The sequence below is a fragment of the Streptomyces violaceus genome, assembly GCF_036014075.1.
Lineage (GTDB): Bacteria > Actinomycetota > Actinomycetes > Streptomycetales > Streptomycetaceae > Streptomyces > Streptomyces violaceus.
Genome location: NZ_CP107911.1, coordinates 6,887,256 through 6,908,842 on the forward strand (window position 1 = coordinate 6,887,256; position 21,587 = coordinate 6,908,842).

General features: G+C 70.4%; 19 protein-coding genes. 8 read left to right on the plus strand and 11 right to left on the minus strand.

Features of this window, described 5'->3' with window-relative positions; translation table 11 throughout:
* Positions 1-6: 6 nt before the first annotated feature.
* Both OG542_RS30950 and OG542_RS30955 read right to left on the minus strand, forming a co-directional pair.
* On the minus strand, positions 7-762 hold the full coding sequence (locus tag OG542_RS30950) for an ABC transporter ATP-binding protein (RefSeq protein ID WP_261683401.1): 756 nt from the start codon (positions 760-762) through the stop codon (positions 7-9).
* A complete protein-coding gene (locus tag OG542_RS30955; protein ID WP_184596865.1) occupies positions 759-1,274 on the minus strand; it encodes a PadR family transcriptional regulator in 516 nt (171 codons plus the stop codon). The genes OG542_RS30950 and OG542_RS30955 overlap by 4 nt, the downstream gene beginning before the upstream one ends.
* 121 nt (positions 1,275-1,395) lie before the next feature.
* On the opposite strand from OG542_RS30955, the gene OG542_RS30960 reads away from it, so the two are divergent.
* The 5 genes from OG542_RS30960 (at position 1,396) to OG542_RS30980 (ending at position 8,042) form a co-directional block, all read left to right on the plus strand.
* A complete protein-coding gene (locus OG542_RS30960; RefSeq protein ID WP_311125054.1) occupies positions 1,396-2,667 on the plus strand; it encodes an ABC transporter substrate-binding protein in 1,272 nt (423 codons plus the stop codon).
* 149 nt (positions 2,668-2,816) lie between these two features.
* Positions 2,817-4,475 (plus strand): glycoside hydrolase family 13 protein, encoded by a 1,659-nt coding sequence (locus OG542_RS30965; RefSeq protein ID WP_328415100.1) that lies wholly within the window; start codon positions 2,817-2,819, stop codon positions 4,473-4,475.
* Positions 4,476-4,512: 37 nt separating this feature from the next.
* Positions 4,513-5,838, plus strand: a complete 1,326-nt coding sequence (locus tag OG542_RS30970) for an ABC transporter substrate-binding protein (RefSeq protein WP_261683398.1) — start codon at positions 4,513-4,515, stop codon at positions 5,836-5,838.
* Between the two features lie 6 nt (positions 5,839-5,844).
* Positions 5,845-7,206: an ABC transporter permease gene (locus OG542_RS30975; protein WP_328415105.1), complete on the plus strand. Its 1,362-nt coding sequence runs from the start codon at positions 5,845-5,847 to the stop codon at positions 7,204-7,206.
* Positions 7,203-8,042, plus strand: a complete 840-nt coding sequence (locus OG542_RS30980; RefSeq protein ID WP_328415107.1) for a carbohydrate ABC transporter permease — start codon at positions 7,203-7,205, stop codon at positions 8,040-8,042. The genes OG542_RS30975 and OG542_RS30980 overlap by 4 nt, the downstream gene beginning before the upstream one ends.
* Positions 8,043-8,186: 144 nt before the next feature.
* Here OG542_RS30980 and pgl read toward each other — a convergent pair whose 3' ends face one another.
* From pgl to tkt, 5 genes are read right to left on the minus strand one after another with little or no spacing between them, the layout of a single operon-like run.
* Positions 8,187-8,972 carry a 6-phosphogluconolactonase gene (gene pgl / locus OG542_RS30985; protein ID WP_261683391.1) on the minus strand — a complete coding sequence of 262 codons (786 nt, stop codon included), beginning with the start codon at positions 8,970-8,972 and terminating at the stop codon, positions 8,187-8,189.
* Positions 8,973-8,985: 13 nt separating this feature from the next.
* Entirely contained in the window at positions 8,986-10,119 is a 1,134-nt protein-coding gene (gene opcA / locus OG542_RS30990) for a glucose-6-phosphate dehydrogenase assembly protein OpcA (protein WP_328415109.1), read from the minus strand.
* Positions 10,116-11,639 carry a glucose-6-phosphate dehydrogenase gene (zwf, locus tag OG542_RS30995; protein WP_193480698.1) on the minus strand — a complete coding sequence of 508 codons (1,524 nt, stop codon included), beginning with the start codon at positions 11,637-11,639 and terminating at the stop codon, positions 10,116-10,118. Before zwf ends, opcA begins: the two co-directional genes overlap by 4 nt.
* Positions 11,640-11,643: 4 nt before the next feature.
* On the minus strand, positions 11,644-12,762 hold the full coding sequence (gene tal, locus OG542_RS31000; RefSeq protein WP_311125051.1) for a transaldolase: 1,119 nt from the start codon (positions 12,760-12,762) through the stop codon (positions 11,644-11,646).
* Positions 12,763-12,796: 34 nt separating this feature from the next.
* Positions 12,797-14,884 carry a transketolase gene (gene tkt, locus OG542_RS31005; RefSeq protein ID WP_328415111.1) on the minus strand — a complete coding sequence of 696 codons (2,088 nt, stop codon included), beginning with the start codon at positions 14,882-14,884 and terminating at the stop codon, positions 12,797-12,799.
* 384 nt (positions 14,885-15,268) lie between these two features.
* On the opposite strand from tkt, the gene OG542_RS31010 reads away from it, so the two are divergent.
* The 3 genes from OG542_RS31010 to OG542_RS31020 all read left to right on the plus strand — a co-directional run bounded on the left by OG542_RS31010 (position 15,269) and on the right by OG542_RS31020 (position 17,862).
* Complete coding sequence (locus OG542_RS31010) at positions 15,269-16,186, plus strand: heme o synthase (RefSeq protein WP_311125049.1); 918 nt, start codon at positions 15,269-15,271, stop codon at positions 16,184-16,186.
* Positions 16,187-16,244: 58 nt separating this feature from the next.
* Complete coding sequence (locus tag OG542_RS31015) at positions 16,245-16,577, plus strand: hypothetical protein (protein WP_328415113.1); 333 nt, start codon at positions 16,245-16,247, stop codon at positions 16,575-16,577.
* A 142-nt stretch (positions 16,578-16,719) separates the two neighbouring features.
* Positions 16,720-17,862 (plus strand): amidohydrolase family protein, encoded by a 1,143-nt coding sequence (locus tag OG542_RS31020; RefSeq protein WP_328415115.1) that lies wholly within the window; start codon positions 16,720-16,722, stop codon positions 17,860-17,862.
* Here the strand turns inward: OG542_RS31020 and OG542_RS31025 are convergent.
* From OG542_RS31025 to OG542_RS31040, 4 genes are all read right to left on the minus strand, one after another.
* Positions 17,859-18,908 carry a COX15/CtaA family protein gene (locus OG542_RS31025; protein ID WP_328415117.1) on the minus strand — a complete coding sequence of 350 codons (1,050 nt, stop codon included), beginning with the start codon at positions 18,906-18,908 and terminating at the stop codon, positions 17,859-17,861. The two genes, OG542_RS31020 and OG542_RS31025, sit on opposite strands and share 4 nt — an antisense overlap.
* Before the next feature lie 4 nt (positions 18,909-18,912).
* Positions 18,913-19,629: an ABC transporter permease gene (locus OG542_RS31030; RefSeq protein ID WP_328418182.1), complete on the minus strand. Its 717-nt coding sequence runs from the start codon at positions 19,627-19,629 to the stop codon at positions 18,913-18,915.
* Between the two features lie 142 nt (positions 19,630-19,771).
* Positions 19,772-20,695, minus strand: a complete 924-nt coding sequence (locus OG542_RS31035; protein ID WP_328415119.1) for an ABC transporter ATP-binding protein — start codon at positions 20,693-20,695, stop codon at positions 19,772-19,774.
* A gap of 31 nt (positions 20,696-20,726) precedes the next feature.
* Positions 20,727-21,539, minus strand: coding sequence for an AAC(3) family N-acetyltransferase (locus tag OG542_RS31040; RefSeq protein ID WP_328415121.1), 813 nt, complete (start codon positions 21,537-21,539; stop codon positions 20,727-20,729).
* Positions 21,540-21,587: the final 48 nt, after the last annotated feature.

The following is a 21,587-nucleotide window of genomic DNA, read 5'->3' on the forward strand; positions in this document are numbered from 1 at the left end:
CGCATGTCAGTCCTTGAGTTCCAGCACACCGGAGATGCCGGACCGGCGCGGGGGTGTGCCGCCGTCGAGTTCCGCGTCGTCGGCGATCCGGCCGTCGAAGAAGCTGATCACCCGGTCCGCGGCGCTCGCCAGCCGCGCGTCATGGGTGACCAGCAGGATCGTCTGGCCGCGCTGGTGGAAGCGGGACAGCAGCCGCATCACCTCGCGGGTGCCCTTGCTGTCGAGACTGCCGGCCGGTTCGTCGGCCAGCAGCAGCGGGGGATGGTTGACCAGGGCCCGGGCCAGGGCGACCCGCTGCTGCTCACCGCCGGACAGCTCGCCCGGCATGCTGCGCTCCTTGCCCGTCAGGCCCAGCTCGCCCAGCAGCTGCTCGCGCTCGGTGCGCGCCCGCTTCGGCGAGCTCCCGGCGAGCAGGGCGGGCAGCTCCACGTTGTCGGCGACGGACAGGTTGGACACGAGGTTGAAGAACTGGAAGACGATCCCGATCCGCTTCCTGCGCTCCACCGCCCAGCGGGCCTCGCTGTAGGTGTCGGTGGACTCGCCGTCGAGCCAGAGGTGGCCCGCGTCAGGCCGCTGGAGCCCGCCGAGCAGATGCAGCAGCGTCGACTTGCCGGCGCCGGACGGGCCGGTGATCGCCACGAACTCGCCCTGCCGTACGCACAGGTCCACCCCGCGCACGGCATGGGCGGGCGCGCCCTCGCCGTGGTGCGTCTTCACCAGCCCCTCGGCGCGCAGCACAGGAGCGGGACGGTCGTCGCTCACTCCAGCTCCTCCAGCTCTTCCTGGCACCGCTCCAGCCAGTCGAGATCGGCCTGCAGGTGCAGCATCGCGCCCTCTATCAGCAGATGCGCGATGCGGTTGTCGCGGTCTTCGGCGGCGGCCAGCTTCGACAGCTGCCGCATGGTGTTCAGATACTGGCGCCGCTGGTGGTTGATCAGGGAGATCTGGTCGGCGAGCCCGGTCTGCGGAGCGAGCGCCAGCTTCATGAAGAAGTCGTCCCGCACCCGCGGCTCGTCCTCGGGCTCCTCGAACCAGGCGCGCAGCGCCTCCCGCCCGGCGTCGGTGAGGTGGTAGACCTTTTTATTGGGCCGGCTGGACTGCGCCACGTCCTCGCCCTCGATCAGTCCCGACTTCTCGAGGCGGCCGAGGGTCACATAGATCTGGCCGACATTCGGCTGAGGGTACGCGGAGCCCAGCAGTTGCTCAAGGTCCTGCTTGAGCTCGTAGCCGTGGGCGGGTCCGCGGGCGAGGAGTGCCAGGAGGTGCAGGCGCACGCGTGCAGTCCTCCTGTCCGGTCAATGTGCTCCAGACCCTAGTATCGCCCATACCTAACAGGTATACATGGCCTCTGATTCCGGGCAAGGGTGCCCGTCGCCGGTGTACAGGGAGGAACCTATGCGGTGGATCCATGCCGCGGGTAGGGGCCTTCTCGTTCTCGTCGTGGTCCTGACCGGTTACGTCGCCGCCGGAGCGCAGGCGGGCGAGCCGCCGGAGGGCGGCCGCGGACCGCTCACCCTGGCCACCGCCGGGGACCTCACCGGCTATCTCGGCCCCCTGCTGGAGGGCTGGAACCGCACCCATCCCGGCGAGAAAGTGACCCTCGTCGAGCTGCCCGACTCGGCCGACGAGACCCAGGCGCAGATGGCCACCGACCTGCGTGACGGCGACCGCAGCCGATTCGACGTGCTCAACATCGACGTCAACTGGACCTCGGAGTTCGCCGCGGCGGGCTGGATCCGGCCGCTGCCACGCGACCGTTTCCCGCTGAAGACCTTCCTCCCGCCGGTCGTGGACACGGCGACCTACGACGGACAGCTGTACGCCGTCCCGTACGTCACCAACGCCGGCCTGCTCCTCTACCGCAAGGACGTCCTCGCCAAGGAGGGCGTCGCGCCGCCGCGCACCTGGGCGGAACTGGAGCGATACGCGAAGACCATCGCCCCGAAGCACGGCCTCGACGGCTACGCCGGGCAGTTCCTCCCCTACGAGGGCCTCACCGTCAACGCGGCCGAGGCCGTCTACTCGGCGGGGGGCTCGATCCTCGGCGACGAGGGCGAGCGCGTCACCGTCGACTCGGCGGCGGCCCGCGAGGGCATCGGGTTCCTGGCCCGCGGAGTGAAAGAGGGCTGGATCCCGAAAGAGGCGCTGGCCTACAAGGAGGAGGAGTCCAAGCAGGCCTTCCAGGACGGCCGGCTGCTCTTCCTGCGGAACTGGCCCTACGCCTACGTCGGCGCCTCCGCCCCGGGCTCCCAGGTCGCCGGGAAGATCGGCGCCGTACCGCTGCCGGGCCGGGACGGGCCGGGGACGAGTGTCCTCGGCGGCTCCAACCTGGCCGTCAGCGCCCACGCCCGGCACCCCGACTCGGCCGCCCGCCTGATCGCGTACCTCACCGGTGAGCGCGTCCAGCGGCAGGTCCTCACCCGCGGCGCGCTGCCGCCCGTACGGGCCGGGCTCTACCAGGACCCGCAGCTCATCCGCAGGTTCCCGTATCTGCCGACCCTGCGCGAGAGCGTGCTCGCGGCCGCGCCGCGCCCCAAGAGCCCGCGCTACGACCAGGTCAGCCTGGTCGTCCAGGCGGTCGTGCACGACGCGATGGCCGGGCACGAGACGCCGACGGCGGCGGTGCGCCGTCTGGCACGGGAGCTCGCCGTCATCTCGCGCGGCTAGCGCTTCTAGTACTTCTAGTTACTTGTTAGGTAACGCGAACGTCTCATCTGGCTGAGAAATGCCCGTTTGATGCGGATTCGCACCACATCAACTCCTCAGTAGCTTGCGCCTTTTCATTGACACCCTCTCGTCACGCCTACTTAACATGCATGCATAACCGCTGCCCTCCTCAGAGACAGGTCGATGGGTTGAACAGGCACCACTGGTGGCGTGACGCAGTGATCTATCAGGTCTACGTCCGCAGCTTCCTCGACAGCACCGGCGACGGCGTCGGCGACCTCGCCGGCGTCCGGGCCGGGCTGCCGTACCTCAAGAAGCTCGGCGTCGACGGGATCTGGCTGAGCCCCTTCTATCCCTCGCCGCAGCACGACCACGGCTACGACGTGGCCGACTACTGCGACGTCGACCCGCTCTTCGGTGACCTCGCCGAGTTCGACCTGCTGGTGGGCGCCGCGCGGCGGCTCGGCGTCAAGGTGCTGCTCGACATCGTCCCGAACCACTGCTCCAGCGAGCACCCCTGGTTCCGCGAGGCTCTCGCCGCGGCTCCCGGCAGCGAGGCCCGCGCCCGCTTCCACTTCGCCGACGGCCGCGGCCCGGACGGCGACGAGCCGCCCAACAACTGGCACGCGATGTTCGGCGGTCCGGCGTGGAGCCGGGTGACCGAGGCGGACGGGCGGCCCGGCCAGTGGTACCTGCACATGTTCACGCCCGAGCAGCCCGACTGGAACTGGCGTGACCCGGAGGTCGCCGCCGAGTTCGACCGGGTGCTGCGCTTCTGGCTGGACCGGGGTGTCGACGGTTTCCGCATCGACGTCGCCGCCGGCCTCTTCAAGCACCCGGAGCTGCCCGACTCGGACGACCCGGAGGCCGACGCCCGCACCCGCGACTCGGTCAACCCGCTCGCCTGGAACCAGCCCGAGGTGCACGAGGTGTGGCGGCGCTGGCGCTCCATATGCGAGGACTACACCGAGCGGGACGGCTGCGAACGCCTCCTCGTCGGAGAGGTCTCCGTCCCGACCGCCCGCGAGCACGCCCAGTACGTCCGACCGGACGAGCTCCACCAGGCCTTCTTCTTCGACCTGCTCAGCGCCCCCTGGGACCCCGAGGCCTTCCAGAAGGTCATCTCCGAGGCCATGCAGGACATCGCCGGGACCGGCTCGACCGTCACCTGGGTCCTCAACAACCACGACCAGGTCCGCACCGTCACCCGCTACGGCGAACCCGCCACGGAAGGCAGCGGCCTCGGAGCCGCCCGGGCCCGCGCCGCCGCGCTGCTGATGCTGGCACTGCCCGGCGCCGCCTACATCTACCAGGGCGAGGAGCTCGGCCTGCCCGAGGTCGTCGACCTGCCCGACGACGTGCTCACCGACCCGATCTTCCACCGCACCGGCAGCCGGGCCCGCATCCGTGACGGTTGCCGGGTACCGCTGCCCTGGTCGGGGCAGGCGTCGCCCTTCGGCTTCACCTCCGGCGAGGAGAGCGCCAAGCCGTGGCTGCCGCAGCCGGAGTACTTCGCCGAGTACGCCACTGACCGCGCTCTCGCCGACACCCGCTCCTTCTGGCACCTGTACCGCGACGGCCTCCAGCTCCGCGGCACCCTGCCCCAGCTGGGCGAGGGCACGCTGCGCTGGCTGGACGCCCCGCCCGGCGTCCTGGCCTTCGCCCGCGGCGACGACCTGGTGTGCGCCGTCAACTTCGGCACGGCCCCCACACCCGCGCCGGTCTCCGGCACCCCACTGCTGGCCAGCGGTCCGTGCCCCACCGGGGTGCTGCCCGGCTCCACGGCCGCCTGGTGGATCAGTTCCTGAACTCCCCGCAAGTCAACTCCCCGAAGGGACATCAACGATGATGCGACGACGTACCACCCTGCTCACCGGTTGCACCGCCCTCGTCCTCGCGCTCGGCGCGACCGCCTGCGGCGGCGGCCCCGTCACGGCCGGCGGCGGCGACAAGGCGCTCAGCGGCCAGACGGTCACCGTGGCCGGCGTCTGGTCCGGCACCGAGCAGAAGAACTTCCAGAAGGTGCTGGACGCCTTCACCGAGAAGACCGGCGCCAAGACGCAGTTCACGTCCACCGGCGACAACGTCTCCACCGTCGTCGGCAGCAAGATCGAGGGCGGCAACGCCCCAGACGTCGTGATGGTCCCGCAGGTCGGCGTGCTCAAGCAGTTCGCCGCCAAGGGCTGGCTGAAGCCGCTGTCGAAGAAGACCGAGCAGTCCGTGGACGCGGGGTACGCCCCCGTGTGGAAGGAGTACGGCAGCGTCGACGGCACCCTCTACGGCCTGTACTTCAAGGCCGCCCACAAGTCGACCGTCTGGTACAGCCCCGATGCCCTCGCCCAGGCCGGCGTGAAGCCGCCGAAGTCGTACGACGAGATGCTGAAGGCCGGGAAGACCGTGTCCGACTCCGGGCTCGCCGCGTTCTCCGTCGCCGGACAGGACGGCTGGACCCTCACCGACTGGTTCGAGAACGTCTACCTCTCCCAGGCCGGACCCGAGAAGTACGACGCCCTCGCCGCGCACAAGCTGAAGTGGACCGACGCGTCGGTCGTCGACGCCCTCACCACACTCGGCAAGCTCTTCAAGGACAAGCAGCTCATCGCCGGTGGCCAGAAGGGCGCCCTGAACACCGACTTCCCCGGTTCCGTGGAGAAGGTCTTCGGGCCGGAGCCCGAGGCCGGCATGGTCTACGAGGGCGACTTCGTCGCCGGCGTCGCCAAGGACCAGTTCGGGAAGACCGTCGGGAAGGACGCGAACTTCTTCCCGTTCCCCGCGGTCGGCGGCGGCGAGGCGCCGGTCGTCAGCGGCGGTGACGCGGCCGCCGTCCTGAAGGACGGCAAGAACCAGAAGGCCGCGCAGGCTCTCACGGAGTTCCTGGCCACGCCGGAGGCCTCGGCGGTGTGGGCCGAGGCGGGCGGCTTCCTCTCCCCGAACAAGGAGCTGGACCTCGCCAAGTACGGCGACGACGTCACCCGCGCCACCGCCAAGTCCCTCGTCCAGGCCGGGGACTCGGTCCGCTTCGACATGTCCGACCAGGCCCCGGCGGCCTTCGGCGGCACGAAGGGCACCGGCGAGTGGAAGCTGCTCCAGGACTTCCTGCGCGACCCGTCCGACCCGAAGGGCACCGCGGCGAAGCTGGAGGCCGCGGCGGCCAAGGCGTACCAGGACTGATACGCCATGACAGCGACCCTCGTGAAAGAGACGAGCCCCCCACCGCCCGCCACGATCGCCGACCGCACGCGGCGCCTGCGCCGGCGCGGCAGGATCATCGCCCTGCTGTTCGTGCTGCCCGCGCTGCTGCTGCTCGGCGCGCTCGTCGTCTACCCCGTGCTGTTCAGCATCGGCCGCAGCTTCTTCGACGCCTCCGGGACGACCTTCGTGGGCGGCGACAACTACGCCGAGATGTTCAGCGACCCGGCGACCCTCAACGCCGTACGCAACACGGCCATCTGGGTCGTCGTGGCACCGGCCCTGCTGACCGGCCTCGGGCTGATCCTGGCCGTCCTGGTGGAGAAGGTCCGCTGGGCCACGGCCTTCAAGCTGCTCCTCTTCATGCCGATGGCGGTCTCCTTCCTCGCCGCCGGCATCATCTTCCGGCTCGCCTACGACGAGGACCCCGACAAGGGCGTCCTCAACGCGGCGGTGGTCTCCGTCCACGACGCGTTCGAGGGCTCCTCGTCCTACCCGACGGCCCGGGCGCGTGACGGGCAGGGCCTGACGAAGGAGAAGGACGGGTCGTACCGCACGAGTGCGAGCGTGTCGCCCGGAGACGCGGTCACGCTGGGTCTCGTCGGTGTGCTGCCCGACGACCTGCCGGGCGGGACCGAGCCCGCGTACGCGGCGGCGGGACAGAAGGCCGCCTCCGACGAACTGCGCGGCGTGGTCTACCTGGACTTCACGCCCGGCGGGGGAGGGGAGCAGGGCAAGGTCGACCGGCGGGAGAGCGGACTGCCCGAGATGAAGGTCGAGGCGGTGCGCGACGGCAAGCCGGTCGCCACGACGACCACCGCGTCCGACGGCTCCTTCCGCTTCGAGGGACTCGAACCGGGCTCCTACGCGGTGCGGTTGCCGTCGTCCAACTTCGCCCCGCCCTACGAGGGCGTCTCCTGGCTCGGACCGGCGCTGGTCACACCGGCGATCATCGGCGCGTACCTGTGGATCTGGACCGGCTTCTCCATGGTGCTGATCGGCGCGGGCCTGGCGACACTGCCGCGGGACACGCTGGAGGCGGCGCGGATGGACGGCGCGAACGAGTGGCAGATCTTCCGGCGGATCACGGTGCCGTTGCTGGCGCCCGTCCTGACGGTCGTCTTCATCACCCTGGTGATCAACGTGATGAAGGTCTTCGACCTCGTCTACATCATCGCGCCCGGGCCGGTGCAGGAGGACGCGACCGTGCTCGCGACGCAGATGTGGCTGGTGTCGTTCGGCGGCGGCAACAACCAGGGGCTCGGCAGCGCGCTCGGTGTGCTGCTCCTGCTGCTGGTGGTTCCGGCCATGGTGTTCAACGTCCGCCGTTTCCGAAGGAGTCAGCGATGAACGCGGTTCGGCGCGGGTTGGGCAACGGGGTCGTCCAGGCCTTCCTCGTGATCGTGGGCCTGGTGTGGATGACGCCCCTGGCCGGGCTGTTCCTGTCCTCGCTGCGGTCCGCCGAGGACACCGCGAAGGGCGGCTGGTGGACGGTGTTCTCCAGCCCCGGGCAGCTGTCCTTCGACAACTACTCGGAGCTGCTGGGGAACGCCGGGATCACGACGGCGTTCTGGAACACGGTGCTGATATCGGTGCCGACGACGCTGCTGGTCGTCGTCATCGCGGCCCTCGCGGGCTATGCCTTCGCATGGCTGGACTTCCCCGGGCGGGAGGCGATCTTCCTGGTCGTGGTCGCGTTGCTGGTGGTGCCCGTGCAGATCGGGCTGCTGCCGGTCGCGAAACTCTTCGGGCAGCTGGGGCTGTTCGGGACGATCCCGGGTGTCGTGCTCTTCCACGTCGCCTACGGCCTGCCGTTCGCGGTGTTCCTGCTGCGGAACTACTTCTCCGAGATACCGAAGGAGATGCTGGAGGCCGCGCGCATGGACGGGGGCAGTGAGTGGCGCATCTTCACGCGGCTCGTGCTGCCCGTGGGACGGCCGGCGATCGCCTCCCTGGCCATCTTCCAGTTCCTGTGGGTGTGGAACGACATGCTGGTGGCGCTGCTGTTCGCGGACAGCGCGTCACAGCCGCTGACCGTGGAACTCCAGTCGCAGATCCGGCAGTTCGGCAGCAACATCGATGTCCTGGCGCCGGGGGCGTTCGTGTCCCTGGTCGTGCCTGTCATCGTGTTCTTCGCGTTCCAGAAGCACTTCGTGCAAGGAGTCATGGCGGGGTCGGTCAAGTAGCCGCTGTACCGCCTGTGCTCACCCACCACCCGAAACTGCCCTTGAATGGGGCAACTCGCGAGTCCAGCCTCCTGGCTGACCGCTTCGGGTGGTGGGTGGGCGCGCAGGCCCGGGGGTCCAGCGGGCGGAGCCCCCTGGGTGTGCCTAAGCCGAAGCCGGCGGATAGAGCGAGCGCGGAAGTTGCGAAGCAGCCGCCCCGTCCAGCAGCCACAGCGTCCGGCTCCGGCCGTACGCCCCCGCCGCCGGCGCCTGGATCTCACCCGCGCCCGAGAGCGCGATCGCCGCCGCCTGGGCCTTGTCCTCGCCCGCGGCCAGGAGCCACACCTCGCGGGCCGCACGGATCGCCGGCAGTGTCAGCGTCACCCGGGTCGGCGGCGGCTTGGGCGCACCGTGGACGCCCACGACCGTACGGTCCGTCTCGCGTACCGCCGGCAACTCCGGGAACAGCGAGGCGACGTGCGTGTCCGGGCCGACGCCGAGCATCAGCACGTCGAACGTCGGCACGGGGCCGTGGTTCTCCGGGCCCGCCGCCCGCTCCAGTTCCTCCGCGTACGCGGCCGCCGCCGCGTCCACGTCGGCGCCGTGGGGGCCGTCCGACGCGGGCATCGCGTGCACCCGCTTCGGATCGAGCGGCACCGCGTCCAGCAGTGCCTCCCTCGCCTGTGTGATGTTGCGCTCCGGGTCGCCCTCGGGCAGGAACCGCTCGTCGCCCCACCAGAGGTCGAGCCGGCTCCAGTCGACGGCGTCCCGGGCGGGCGCCGCGGCCAGTGCGGCCAGCAGGCCGTTGCCGTTGCGGCCGCCCGTCAGGACCACGGACGCCGAACCCCGGGAGGCCTGCGCGTCCACGATCTTCGTGATCAGCCGCGCCGCCGCGGCCTGCGCCATCAGCTCCTTGTCGCGGTGCACGACAAGCTGCGGTGCCGTACTCACTTCGTCGTAGCCCTCACTTCGTCGTCGCCTTCCGTGCCGGTTCCAGCGCGGGCGCTTCCTGCTTCACCGGTGCCTGCGCCGTCGCTTCCGCAGCGGGTGCTTTCGCAGCCGTTTCGACGGGAGCGGGGAGGGCGAGTCGTGCTCGCCCGTCACTTTTGGGCTCTCCGCTCTCCCCTTTGGCCACCGACTCCCCGGAGACCCGCGGCGCCGGAGCCGACCAGGAGGACTTCAGCCGGTCCACCCCGTACCGCAGGGCCGACGCGTACGTGTCGTCCGGGTCCAGCCGCCGCAGCTCCTCCGCTATCAGCTCGGCCGTGTCCCGGCGCTTGAGCGCCACTCCGCGGTCCGGCTGGCCGTCGATGGAGAGCGTGGCGAGGGAACCGTCCGGGCGGTCCAGCTTGATCGGACCGCAGTTGGTGTCCAGGCGGACCGCCGTCAGACCGGGGCCGCCGGACAGCGAGCGCTTCACGGGGACGTCCAGCCGGTCCGCGAGCCACATCGCCAGCAGCTCGCAGCTCGGGTTGAACTCCTCGCCCTCCACCTCGACGGCCCTGACCTCGCAGGTGACCTGGTCGAGGGCCGCCGCCAGCATGGAGCGCCAGGGCGTGATGCGGGTCCAGGACAGGTCCGTGTCGCCGGGGGTGTAGGTCCCGGACCGGGTGGCCAGGTCCCGCACCGGCTGCTCGGAGGCGTAGGTGTCGGTGACACGGCGCTGGCCGAGGGCGCCCAGGGGGTCCTTCGCCGGGTCGAGCGGCGCGTTCACCGGCCACCACACCACCACCGGGGCGTCCGGCAGCAGCAGCGGCAGCACCACCGACTGGGCGTGTTCGGCCACCTCGCCGTACAGGCGGAGCACGACCGTCTCACCCGAGCCGGCGTCCGCGCCCAGCCGGACCTCCGCGTCCAGGCGGGACTGCGTACGGTCGCGGGGCGAGCGGGAGACGCGCCGGATGACCACGAGCGTGCGCGAGGGGTGCTCGTGCGAGGCGTCGTTCGCCGCCTTCAGCGCGTCGTAGGCGTTCTCCTCGTCCGTCACGATGACCAGCGTGAGCACCATGCCGACCGCCGGGGTGCCGATCGCCCGGCGGCCCTGCACCAGCGCCTTGTTGATCTTGCTGGCGGTGGTGTCCGTCAGGTCTGTCTTCATGGCCGACGCCAGCTCCGTCCGTGTCGCTCGAGCATTTCGTCCGCCTCGACGGGCCCCCAGGTACCGGCCGGGTACTGGGCGGGCTTGCCGTTCCGGTCCCAGTACTCCTCGATCGGGTCGAGGATCTTCCAGGACAGCTCGACCTCCTCGGTGCGCGGGAAGAGGTTCGAGTCACCGAGGAGGACGTCCAGGATGAGACGCTCGTACGCCTCCGGGCTGGACTCCGTGAAGGACTCGCCGTACGCGAAGTCCATGGACACGTCCCGGATCTCCATCGACGTGCCGGGGACCTTCGAGCCGAAGCGGACCGTCACGCCCTCGTCCGGCTGGACGCGGATGACGATCGCGTTGGAGCCCAGTTCCTCGGTGGCCGTCGTGTCGAAGGGGGAGTGGGGGGCCCGCTGGAAGACGACCGCGATCTCCGTCACCCGGCGGCCGAGCCGCTTGCCGGTGCGCAGATAGAAGGGGACGCCCGCCCAGCGGCGGTTGTCGATCTCCAGCTTGATCGCGGCGTAGGTGTCGGTCTTCGACGAGGCGTTGATGCCGTCCTCGTCCAGATAGCCGGTCACCTTCTCGCCGCCCTGCCAGCCGGCCGAGTACTGGCCGCGCACGGTGTCCCGGCCCATGTCCTTCGGCAGCCTCACGGCGCCGAGCACCTTGGTCTTCTCGGCGGCCAGCGCGTCCGCGTCGAACGACGCGGGCTCCTCCATGGCGGTGAGCGCCAGCAGCTGGAGCAGATGGTTCTGGATGACGTCACGGGCGGCGCCGATGCCGTCGTAGTACCCGGCCCGGCCGCCGATGCCGATGTCCTCGGCCATGGTGATCTGCACATGGTCCACGAGGGACCGGTTCCAGATCGGCTCGAACATCGTGTTGGCGAAGCGCAGCGCCAGGATGTTCTGGACGGTCTCCTTGCCCAGGTAGTGGTCGATCCGGAAGACCTGCTCCGGAGCGAACACCTCGTGGACGACCTTGTTGAGCTCCTCTGCCGACTTCAGGTCGTGGCCGAAGGGCTTCTCGATGACCGCGCGCCGCCAGGAGCCGCCCTGCTGGTCGGCCAGCTGGTGCTTCTTCAGCTGCTGGATCACCACCGGGAAGGACTTCGGCGGCACGGAGAGGTAGAAGGCGAAGTTGCCGCCCGTGCCCTGCGCCTTGTCCAGCTCCTCGATCGTGGAGCGCAGCCGCTCGAACGCGTCGTCGTCGTCGAACGTGCCCTGCACGAAGCGCATGCCCTGGATGAGCTGCTGCCAGACCTCCTCGCGGAAGGGCGTGCGGGCATGCTCCTTGACCGCGTCGTGGACCTCCTGAGCGAAGTCCTCGTGCGCCCACTCGCGGCGGGCGAAGCCCACCAGCGAGAAGCCCGGCGGCAGCAGACCCCGGTTGGCGAGGTCGTACACGGCGGGCATGAGCTTCTTGCGGGACAGGTCGCCCGTGACGCCGAAGATGACCAGGCCCGACGGCCCCGCGATACGCGGGAGCCGTCGGTCCGCGGGGTCACGCAGCGGATTGCTGCTCGACACCTGTTCAGCCCTCCGAGGGGGCGAGGCGCTGAAGCTCGGCCTCGGTCGACTTCAGCAGGTCGGTCCAGGACGCCTCGAACTTCTCGACGCCCTCTTCCTCCAGCAGCCGGACCACGTCGTCGTACTTGATCCCGAGCTTCTCGACCGCGTCGAGGTCGGCGCGGGCCTGCTCGTACGTGCCGGCGACGGCATTGCCGCGGATCTCGCCCTGCTCCTCCGTGGCGAACAGGGTCGCCTCCGGCATGGTGTTCACCGTGTTGGGCGCGACCAGTTCGTCGACGTACAGGGTCGCCTTGTACGCCTTGTCCTTGACGCCGGTGGACGCCCACAGCGGACGCTGCTTGTTGGCGCCCGCCTTCTCCAGGGCGCTCCAGCGGTCCGAGGAGAAGACCTCCTCGTACGCCTGGTAGGCCAGCCGGGCGTTGGCGACACCGGCCTTGCCGCGCGCGGCCTTGGCCTCGTCGGTGCCCAGCGCGTCGATCCGCTTGTCGATCTCGGTGTCCACGCGGGACACGAAGAACGACGCCACGGAGTGGATCTGCGACAGGTCCAGGCCGCGCTCCTTGGCCTTCTCCAGACCGGTCAGGAACGCGTCCATGACCAGGCGGTAGCGCTCCAGGGAGAAGATCAGCGTGACGTTGACGCTGATGCCGAGGCCGATGGTCTCGGCGATGGCCGGGATGCCCGCCTCGGTCGCCGGGATCTTGATGAGGGTGTTGGGCCGGTCCACCAGCCAGGCGAGCTGCTTGGCCTCGGCGACCGTGGACCGCGTGTTGTGCGCCAGGCGCGGGTCGACCTCGATCGAGACCCGGCCGTCCTGGCCACCGGTGGCGTCGAAGACCGGGCGCAGGATGTCGGCGGCGTCACGGACGTCCGCCGTCGTGATCATGCGGATGGCCTCTTCGACGGTGACCTTGCGGGCGGCGAGGTCGGTCAGCTGCGTGTCGTAGCCGTCGCCCTGCGAGATCGCCTTCTGGAAGATCGACGGGTTGGTGGTGACGCCCACGACGTGCTGCTGGTCGATCAGCTCGGCGAGGTTGCCGGACGTGATCCGCTTGCGCGACAGGTCGTCCAGCCAGATCGCCACGCCTTCCTCGGAGAGGCGCTTGAGTGCGTCTGTCATGGAAATTCCATCTCCTACGTGTCGTATATGAGCGTCAGCGCTGAGCTGCGGCGATCGATTCCCGGGCGGCGGCGGCCACGTTCTCGGCAGTGAAGCCGAACTCGCGGAAAAGGACCTTGCCGTCGGCCGAAGCACCGAAGTGCTCCAGGGAAACGATGCGGCCGGCGTCCCCGACGTACTTGTGCCAGGTCAGTCCGATACCGGCCTCGACCGCGACGCGGGCCTTCACGGCCGGCGGAAGGACGCTGTCCCGGTACCCCTGGTCCTGCTGCTCGAACCACTCCACCGACGGCATGGACACCACGCGCGTGGGCACGCCGGCGCCCTGGAGCTGCTCGCGCGCCTCGACAGCGACGTGCACCTCCGAGCCGGTGGCGATCAGAACGACCTCGGGCTCGCCGCCGTCGGCCTCGAACAGGACGTAACCACCCTTGGCGGCATCCTCGTTGGGCTCGTAGGTCGGCACGCCCTGACGGGTCAGCGCCAGACCGTGCGGCTGCCCCTTGCCGAACTCCTTCGTCCAGCGCTTGAGGATCTCGCGCCAGGCGATCGCGGTCTCGTTGGCGTCCGCCGGGCGCACGACGTTCAGCCCCGGGATGGCGCGGAGGCTGGCGAGGTGCTCGACCGGCTGGTGGGTCGGGCCGTCCTCGCCCAGGCCGATGGAGTCGTGCGTCCACACGTACGTCACCGGCAGGTGCATCAGCGCCGACAGTCGCACCGCGTTGCGCATGTAGTCGGAGAAGACCAGGAACGTGCCGCCGTAGATCCGGGTGTTGCCGTGCAGCGCGATGCCGTTCATCTCGGCGGCCATCGCGTGCTCACGGATACCGAAGTGGATCGTGCGGCCGTACGGGTCCGCCTCCTGAAGCGGGTTGTCCGCCGGGAGGAACGACGACGTCTTGTCGATCGTGGTGTTGTTCGAGCCGGCCAGGTCGGCCGAGCCGCCCCACAGCTCGGGAACGACCGCACCGAGGGCCTGGAGGACCTTGCCGGAGGCGGCACGCGTGGCCACGCCCTTGCCGACCTCGAAGACCGGGATCTTGTCCTCCCAGCCGGTGGGCAGCTCACCCTGGGCGACGCGGTCGTACTCGGCGGCGCGCTCGGGGTTGTTGTCCCGCCACTGCTGGTACGCCTTCTCCCACACGGCCCGGGCCGCCTGGCCCCGCTCCAGCGCCCTGCGGGTGTGCGTGATGACCTCGTCGGAGACCTCGAAGCTCTGCTCGGGGTCGAAGCCCAGCACGCGCTTGGTCGCGGCCACCTCGTCGTCGCCCAGCGCCGAGCCGTGCGCGGCCTCGGTGTTCTGCGCGTTCGGGGCAGGCCAGGCGATGATCGAGCGCATCGCGATGAACGACGGCCGGTCGGTGACGGCCTTGGCCGCCTCGATCGCGTCGTAGAGCGCGTTCGGGTCCAGGTCGCCGTCCGGCTTCGGCGCCACCCGCTGCACGTGCCAGCCGTACGCCTCGTACCGCTTCACCGTGTCCTCGGACACGGCCGTCTCGGTGTCGCCCTCGATCGAGATGTGGTTGTCGTCCCACAGCAGGACCAGGTTGCCCAGCTTCTGGTGGCCCGCCAGCGACGAGGCCTCCGCGGAGATGCCCTCCTGCAGACAGCCGTCACCGGCGATGCAGTAGATGAAGTGGTCGAAGGGGGACTCGCCCTCGGCGGCCTCCGGGTCGAACAGACCGCGCTCGTAGCGGGCGGCCATCGCCATGCCCACCGCGTTCGCGACACCCTGTCCGAGCGGGCCGGTCGTGGTCTCCACACCGGTCGTGTGCCCGTACTCGGGGTGCCCGGGGGTCTTCGAACCCCACGTGCGGAAGGACTTCAGATCATCCAGCTCCAGGCCGAAACCGGCCAGGTACAGCTGGGTGTAGAGGGTCAGGGACGAGTGGCCGGCGGACAGCACGAAGCGGTCCCGCCCGACCCAGTCGGCGTCCGCCGGGTCGTGCCGCATCACCTTCTGGAAGAGGGTGTAGGCGGCAGGCGCCAGGCTCATCGCCGTACCCGGATGGCCGTTACCGACCTTCTGTACGGCATCGGCGGCCAGGACACGCGCGGTGTCGACGGACCGCTGGTCCAACTCGGTCCACTCGAGGTCTGTGGTGGTCGGCTTGGTGCTCACCCTGAGTCAGGGCTCCTCTCCACATGATCGGATGCCGGTGTATCGGGGCGCCCACCGGCCGCAGTCGAGCCTACCCCCGTGGGACGTGCGTTCTTTCGAGTCACTCCAGAGTGCCGGGGCTCATCCCGATCCGCCTCCTGACTGGGCCGTACCGCATTCGGCAAGTGAATACGGAGCCGCTCATCCGGGTGCTCAATCGAGCTTCCACGCGCCCGTCGGAACCCTCCCCCCAACACGACCCGACCCCCGCGAATGTCCGAGTCTGGGCAACGTCTAAAGTGGCGTGGTACGCGCGAGCCTTTACCGGTACTTCACACGGCTGAGGCTTGCTGGGATGTCTCTGTAGGGGTGTGCGTGACGGCCGTTGAATCCCGTCCAGCGGGGATGACCGGGACGGACCAGAGCCCGGCCCACCGGCCGCTCGGGGCCCGTGTCATGGCGTTCGTGGCTCTCACCAAGCCGCGGATCATCGAACTGTTGCTGATCACCACGGTTCCGGTGATGTTCCTGGCGCAGCAGGGCGTGCCCGACCTGACGCTGGTGCTGCTGACCTGCGTCGGCGGCTACCTGTCCGCGGGCGGCGCCAACGCCCTCAACATGTACATCGACCGCGACATCGACGCGCTGATGGACCGCACCTCGCAGCGCCCGCTGGTCACCGGCATGGTCAGCCCGCGCGAGTGCCTGGCCTTCGGCATCACCCTGGCCGTCGTCTCGACGCTGCTGTTCGGCCTCACGGTCAACTGGCTCTCGGCCTGGCTCTCCCTCGGCGCACTCCTGTTCTACGTCGTCGTCTACACGATGATCCTCAAGCGCCGTACCTCGCAGAACATCGTGTGGGGCGGTATCGCCGGCTGTCTGCCCGTGCTGATCGGCTGGTCCTCGGTCACGAACTCCATGTCGTGGGCGCCGATCATCCTGTTCCTCGTCATGTTCTTCTGGACGCCGCCGCACTACTGGCCGCTGTCGATGAAGGTGAAGGAGGACTACGCGCGCGTGGGCGTGCCGATGCTGCCGGTGGTCGCCTCCAACAAGGTGGTCGCCAAGCAGATCGTGATCTACAGCTGGGTCATGGTCGCCGTCTCGCTCCTGCTGACCCCGCTCGGCTACACGGGCTGGTTCTACACGGCGGTCGCCCTGCTGGCCGGAGGCTTCTGGCTGTGGGAGGCACACGGCCTGCAGAACCGCGCCAAGGCCGAGGTGACGGGCGCCAAGCTCAAGGAGATGCGGCTCTTCCACTGGTCGATCACCTACGTGTCGATCCTGTTCGTGGCGGTCGCGGTCGACCCGTTCCTGCGCTGACGTACGTCACAGGGCCCAGCTCTCGCCAGTCGATCTACTCGTGAGTAGCATCCTGACCATGGCAGACACGCAGCAGGTTGACCCGAAGGCCGAGCGCAAGGCGGCCCGGCTCGCCAAGCAGATCAGCAGCTTCTCCAAGAGCCACGGCGGCGCCGAGGGCCAGGTCGCCTACCTCGGCGAACGCGGCGCCCGCATCGTCCTCGTGGGCGAGGACGGCAACTGGGGCGACCTGGTGGCCCCGTCGCACGAGATCGCCGAGCAGGCGGTGGAGAAGTCGGGCATCACCCGCCACGAGTCCTTCGACGGCGACTTCGCGGCGAAGGTGAAGACGGGCCGCTACGAGTGGACGCGCATGGCGGGCATCCAGGTGGGCGGCCCGAAGAACGACTGACCTCTGGGGCGCGGGGAACTGCGCGACAAGCCACACTCCGCCCGCAGTCGCCGATTCACCCGCCCCCCTCCGGGACCGCGACCTCAACCCGCTTCACCCGTTAGGACCCTTAGAACAACAGGGTCCACACCGGGGAGCCCGGATGATCGAAACGCCGTCCCTAGTGGACCAGTACTGCCACGGAGTACTCCGCACAGAGCTGGGCCTCGGCACCTTCGAGGCCCACCTCTCCCGCACCGAGGGCCCACCCGCCCCCGGCACCACCCTCTTCGACACCCAGACCGGCTTCGCCGTACGGCGCTGGTGCCCACCCCTGCTCGGCCTGGAACCGCACTGCGCGCCCGCCCGCTACCTGGCCCGCCGCCGCGAACTGGGCGTCCTGGAATCCGGCCGCCGGCTCCTGCGCGGCAGCGGTATCACGACGTACCTGGTCGACACCGGCCTGCCCGGCGACCTCACAGAGCCCCGCGAGCTGGCCTCCGCGGGCGCCGCCGAGGCCCACGAGATCGTGCGTCTCGAACTGCTCGCCGAGCAGGTCGCCGACACCTCCGGAACCGTCGAGTCCTTCCTCGCCAACCTCGCCGAGTCCGTGCACGCCGCCGCCGCGAACGCCGTCGCCTTCACCTCGGTCGCGGGCGTCCGGCACGGCCTCGCGCTCGCGCCCGAGCCGCCCGGGCCGGGCGAGGTGCGCGGGGCCGCCGGCCGCTGGCTCGCGGGGCGCGGGGTCGGCGGGGAGCTGAGCGACCCCGTACTGCTGCGGCACCTGCTGTGGAGCGCCGTCGCCTCGGGTCTGCCGCTCCAGCTGCACGCGGGGCTCGGCGCGCCGGGCCTGCGCATCGACCGTACGGACCCGGTGCTGCTGACGGACTTCGTGCGGGCCACGGCCGGGCTCGGCACGGACCTCGTCCTGCTGCACGGCTACCCGTACCACCGGCAGGCCGCCCACCTGGCCGCCGTCTTCCCGCACGTCTACGCCGACTCGGGCGCCGCCCTGGTCCGCACCGGCGCCCGGGCCGCGAGTGTCCTCGCGGAGATCCTGGAGCTGGCCCCGTTCGGCAAGATCCTCTTCTCCAGCGGCGCCCAGGGGCTGCCCGAGCTGCACGTGGTGGCCGCCCGCCTGTTCCGCGAGGCACTCGGCCGGGTCCTCGGCACCTGGGTCGCCGAGGGCGCGTGGTCACTGACCGACGCGCAGCGGGTGGCGGGGATGCTGGCGTCGGGGAACGCACGCAGGGTGTACGGGCTCGACCAGGCCTTCGTCCTCGACCAGGCCTTCGTCCTCGACTAGGCCTTCGTCAGGGAAGCCTCGGCGGCAGGGCCGGGCAGGTCCACAGCGACCTCGGGGCGCTCACGCAGCGACAGCGCCACCCGCAGCACCCAGATCCACATCACGGCCGAGCCGAACATATGCAGGCCCACCAGGACCTCGGGCAGGTCCGTGAAGTACTGGACGTATCCGATGACGCCCTGCGCGAGCAGGATCAGGAACAGTTCGCGGGTGCGGTTCAGGGGGCCCTTCGGTGCGTCGACCGCCTTGAGGACGAACCACAGGGCGAACGTCAGCGTCACCACGATCCACGCCAGCACGGCGTGCAGCTTGCTCACCGTCTCCCAGTCGACCGGCATCCGCTCGACCTCGCTGGAGTCCCCCGCGTGCGGGCCCGCGCCGGTGACCACCGTGCCGACGAGGATGAGCAGGACGGCGGCCGCGGTCAGGAACCACATCAGCTGCCGCACGGCCTTGCCGACCAGCGGGCGTGGAGCGGTGTCGCCCTCACGGGTGCGCTGCCACATCACCGTGGCCACCGCGATGAGCGCGGACGTCGCCACGAAGTGGGCCGCGACCGTGTACGGGTTGAGACCGACCAGGACCACGATGCCGCCGAGCACCGCGTTGCTCATCACGATCCAGAACTGCGCCCAGCCCAGCCGGACCAGGCCGTGCCGGTACGGCTTCTGCGAGCGCGCGGCGATGATCGCCCAGCCGACGGCCGCGCACAGCACGTACGTCAGCATGCGGTTGCCGAACTCGATGACGCCGTGGACGCCCATCTCGCTGGTGGCGGTGAGCGAGTTCTCGGTGCACTTGGGCCAGGTCGGGCAGCCCAGGCCCGAGCCGGTCAGCCGTACGGCACCGCCGGTGACCACGATGAGCACCGACATCACGACGGCGGACATGGCGGCCCGCTGGACGGTCCGGGGTTCCGGGGTCCAGCGTGCGGCGATGAAGGCGAGCGGGTTGCGCAGGGCGGCCTTGGCGTCGGCGCGGGTCACTTTTGGCACGCGACCCATCGTAGGACGCCGCTTGTGCACGCTTTCACGAGGGTCCCTCATGGGCCTACTCCCAGCGGAAGAACCGTCCGGCCGCGGCCAGCCCGGCCACGGCCCAGACCGCCAGGACGCCCAGGTCGGCCCACGGCATCCCGGCCCCGTGCTGGAGCACGTCCCGCAGTCCCTCGGACAGCGCCGAGATGGGCAGCAGGCCGAGTACGTCCTGCGCGCCGGAGGGGAACTTGTCCAGCGGGACGACGACCCCGCCGCCGACGAGCAGCAGCAGGAACACCAGGTTGGCGGCGGCCAGGGTCGCCTCGGCCTTCAGCGTCCCGGCCATCAGCAGGCCGAGGCCCGAGAAGGCCGCCGTACCGAGGACCAGAAGCAGCAGGACGGCGAAGGGGTTGCCCTGCGGCGACCAGCCGAGCGCGAAGGCGATCACCGTCAGCAGGACCACCTGGAGCACCTCGGTGACCAGCACGGACAGCGTCTTCGCCGTCATCAGGCCCCAGCGCGGCAGGGGCGAGGAGGCGAGCCGCTTCAGAACGCCGTAGCGGCGCTCGAAGCCGGTCGCGATCGCCTGGCCGGTGAACGCCGTCGACATGACCGCGAGCGCGAGAATGCCGGGGGCGAGGAAGTCGACCGCCTCACCGGCGCCCGTGTCGACGATGTCCACGGTGCTGAAGAGGACGAGCAGCAGGGTCGGGATCACGACTGTCAGCAGCAGCTGCTCGCCGTTGCGCAGCAGCATCTTCGTCTCGAGCGCGGCCTGGGCGGCGATCATGCGGGGGAGAGGCGCGGCCCCCGGCTTCGGCGCATAGGTGCCGGTGGCGGTCACGAACGCGGCTCCTTACCCGTGAGCTCCAGGCTGTGCCTTTGCGGGGGGCAACCCCCGGGCCCCCGGCCGACCTCGGTGCGAGCCGGAATCATGAGCGCAACTCCTTGCCGGTCAGCTCGAGAAAAACGTCTTCCAGGGAGTGCCGCTCCACCGAGATCTTCTCCGGCATCACGCCGTGCTGGGCGCACCAGGAGGTGACCGTCGCGAGCAGCTGCGGGTCGATCTTGCCGACGACCCGGTAGGAACCCGGCGTCAGCTCGGCGGCCGAGGAGTCGGCGGGCAGGGCCTTGAGCAGCGAGCCCACGTCCAGGCCGGGACGGCCGGTGAAGCGGAGCGTGTTCTCGGCGCCGCCCTTGCACAGCTCCTCCGGGGAGCCCTGGGCGATGACCCGGCCCGCGTCGATGATCGCCACGTCGTCGGCGAGCTGCTCGGCCTCGTCCATGTAGTGGGTGGTGAGGATCACCGAGACGCCGTCGGCGCGCAGGTCCCGGACCAGGTCCCAGGTCGCGCGGCGGGCCTGCGGGTCAAGACCGGCGGTCGGCTCGTCCAGGAACACCAGCTCGGGGCGCCCGACCACGGCCATCGCCAGTGCGAGCCGCTGCTGCTGCCCGCCCGACAGCCGCCGGTACGTCGTACGCCCGCAGGAGCCGAGCCCGAGGCGTTCGATGAGCGCGTCCACGTCCAGCGGATGAGCGTGCAGCTCGGCGACGTGGCGGAGCATCTCGTCGGCCCGGGAGCCCGAGTACACGCCGCCGGACTGGAGCATCACGCCGATCCGGGGCCGCAGCCGCCCGGACTGTCCGACCGGGTCGAGGCCCAGGACGCGCACCGTGCCGGCATCCGGCTTCCGGTACCCCTCGCAGGTCTCGATGGTGGTCGTCTTGCCCGCCCCGTTGGGGCCGAGCACGGCGGTCACACCCTCCCGGGCCACCAGGTCGAGCCCGTCCACCGCGGTCTTCGGGCCGTACCGCTTCACCAGGGCCTGGACCTGGACCACGGGCTCACTTCGCATGGGTCCAGAGTCTAGGTAGGCGCGCGGGGGCTCAGACCGGGGGGTGCGGGAACTCCTCCTCACGCGGCCGGTGCACCGCCAGCCACCGTTCGGCGTAGGCCACCGCGTCCGCCACCGGGAACAGCCGGGCCTCGGCCGCCCCCACCTTCCCGCGTACGACGGGACGGTCCCGTTCGAAGTCGTAGCCCAGCTCGTCGAAGCGGTCCGAGCTGATCGACACCTCGGTCACGGTCTCCCAGCCTTCCGGACCCGGTCTGCCCACGGCGACGCGCGGGGACGGTATCCGGTACTCGGCGAGGTGGAAGCTGGTGCAGGAGGCGTAGCCGGCACCGAGCAGCAGCACCCTGGCGGACGTCGCCTCCAGCTTCGCGAGCGGGCTGTGCTCTCCGAGCCTGCAGTCGGGTGCGTGCCCCTCGGTCACCTCCGCCGCGCGCGGCCCGAGCGCCGCGAACGAGGTCTGCGGATGGGCGCTGCGCAGGGCGCCGGGCCAGGTCCGTACCGTCTCGGGGACGACTCCGACCCCGCGTGCGGGCGTGATCCGGGGGTCGTACGCGGGCATCGTGGCGCGAATGGCCGCCCACCATTCCGGGGGTATGGGCGGCTTGCGCCACAGGACCGGGTCGGAGAGGTCCCCGGTCTGCGTGGGGACCACCAAAGTGCCCTCCGGGCCGAGCGCGTCGAGCAGCCCCCGCACCACCGCGACGGCGCCGCCGTTGACCCAGCCGAGAGAGCTGAGCGAGGAGTGCACCAGGAGGGTCTCGCCGGGCCGCACGCCCAATTCGCCCAACTGCGTCCGCAGTGTGTCCCGGGTGACAAGAGGGCCGGTCGGAGGGGGTGTGGACATGGTTCGGGAGGGTCCCCGAAGGGGCGTCGGCATGCCAGCGGTTTGATC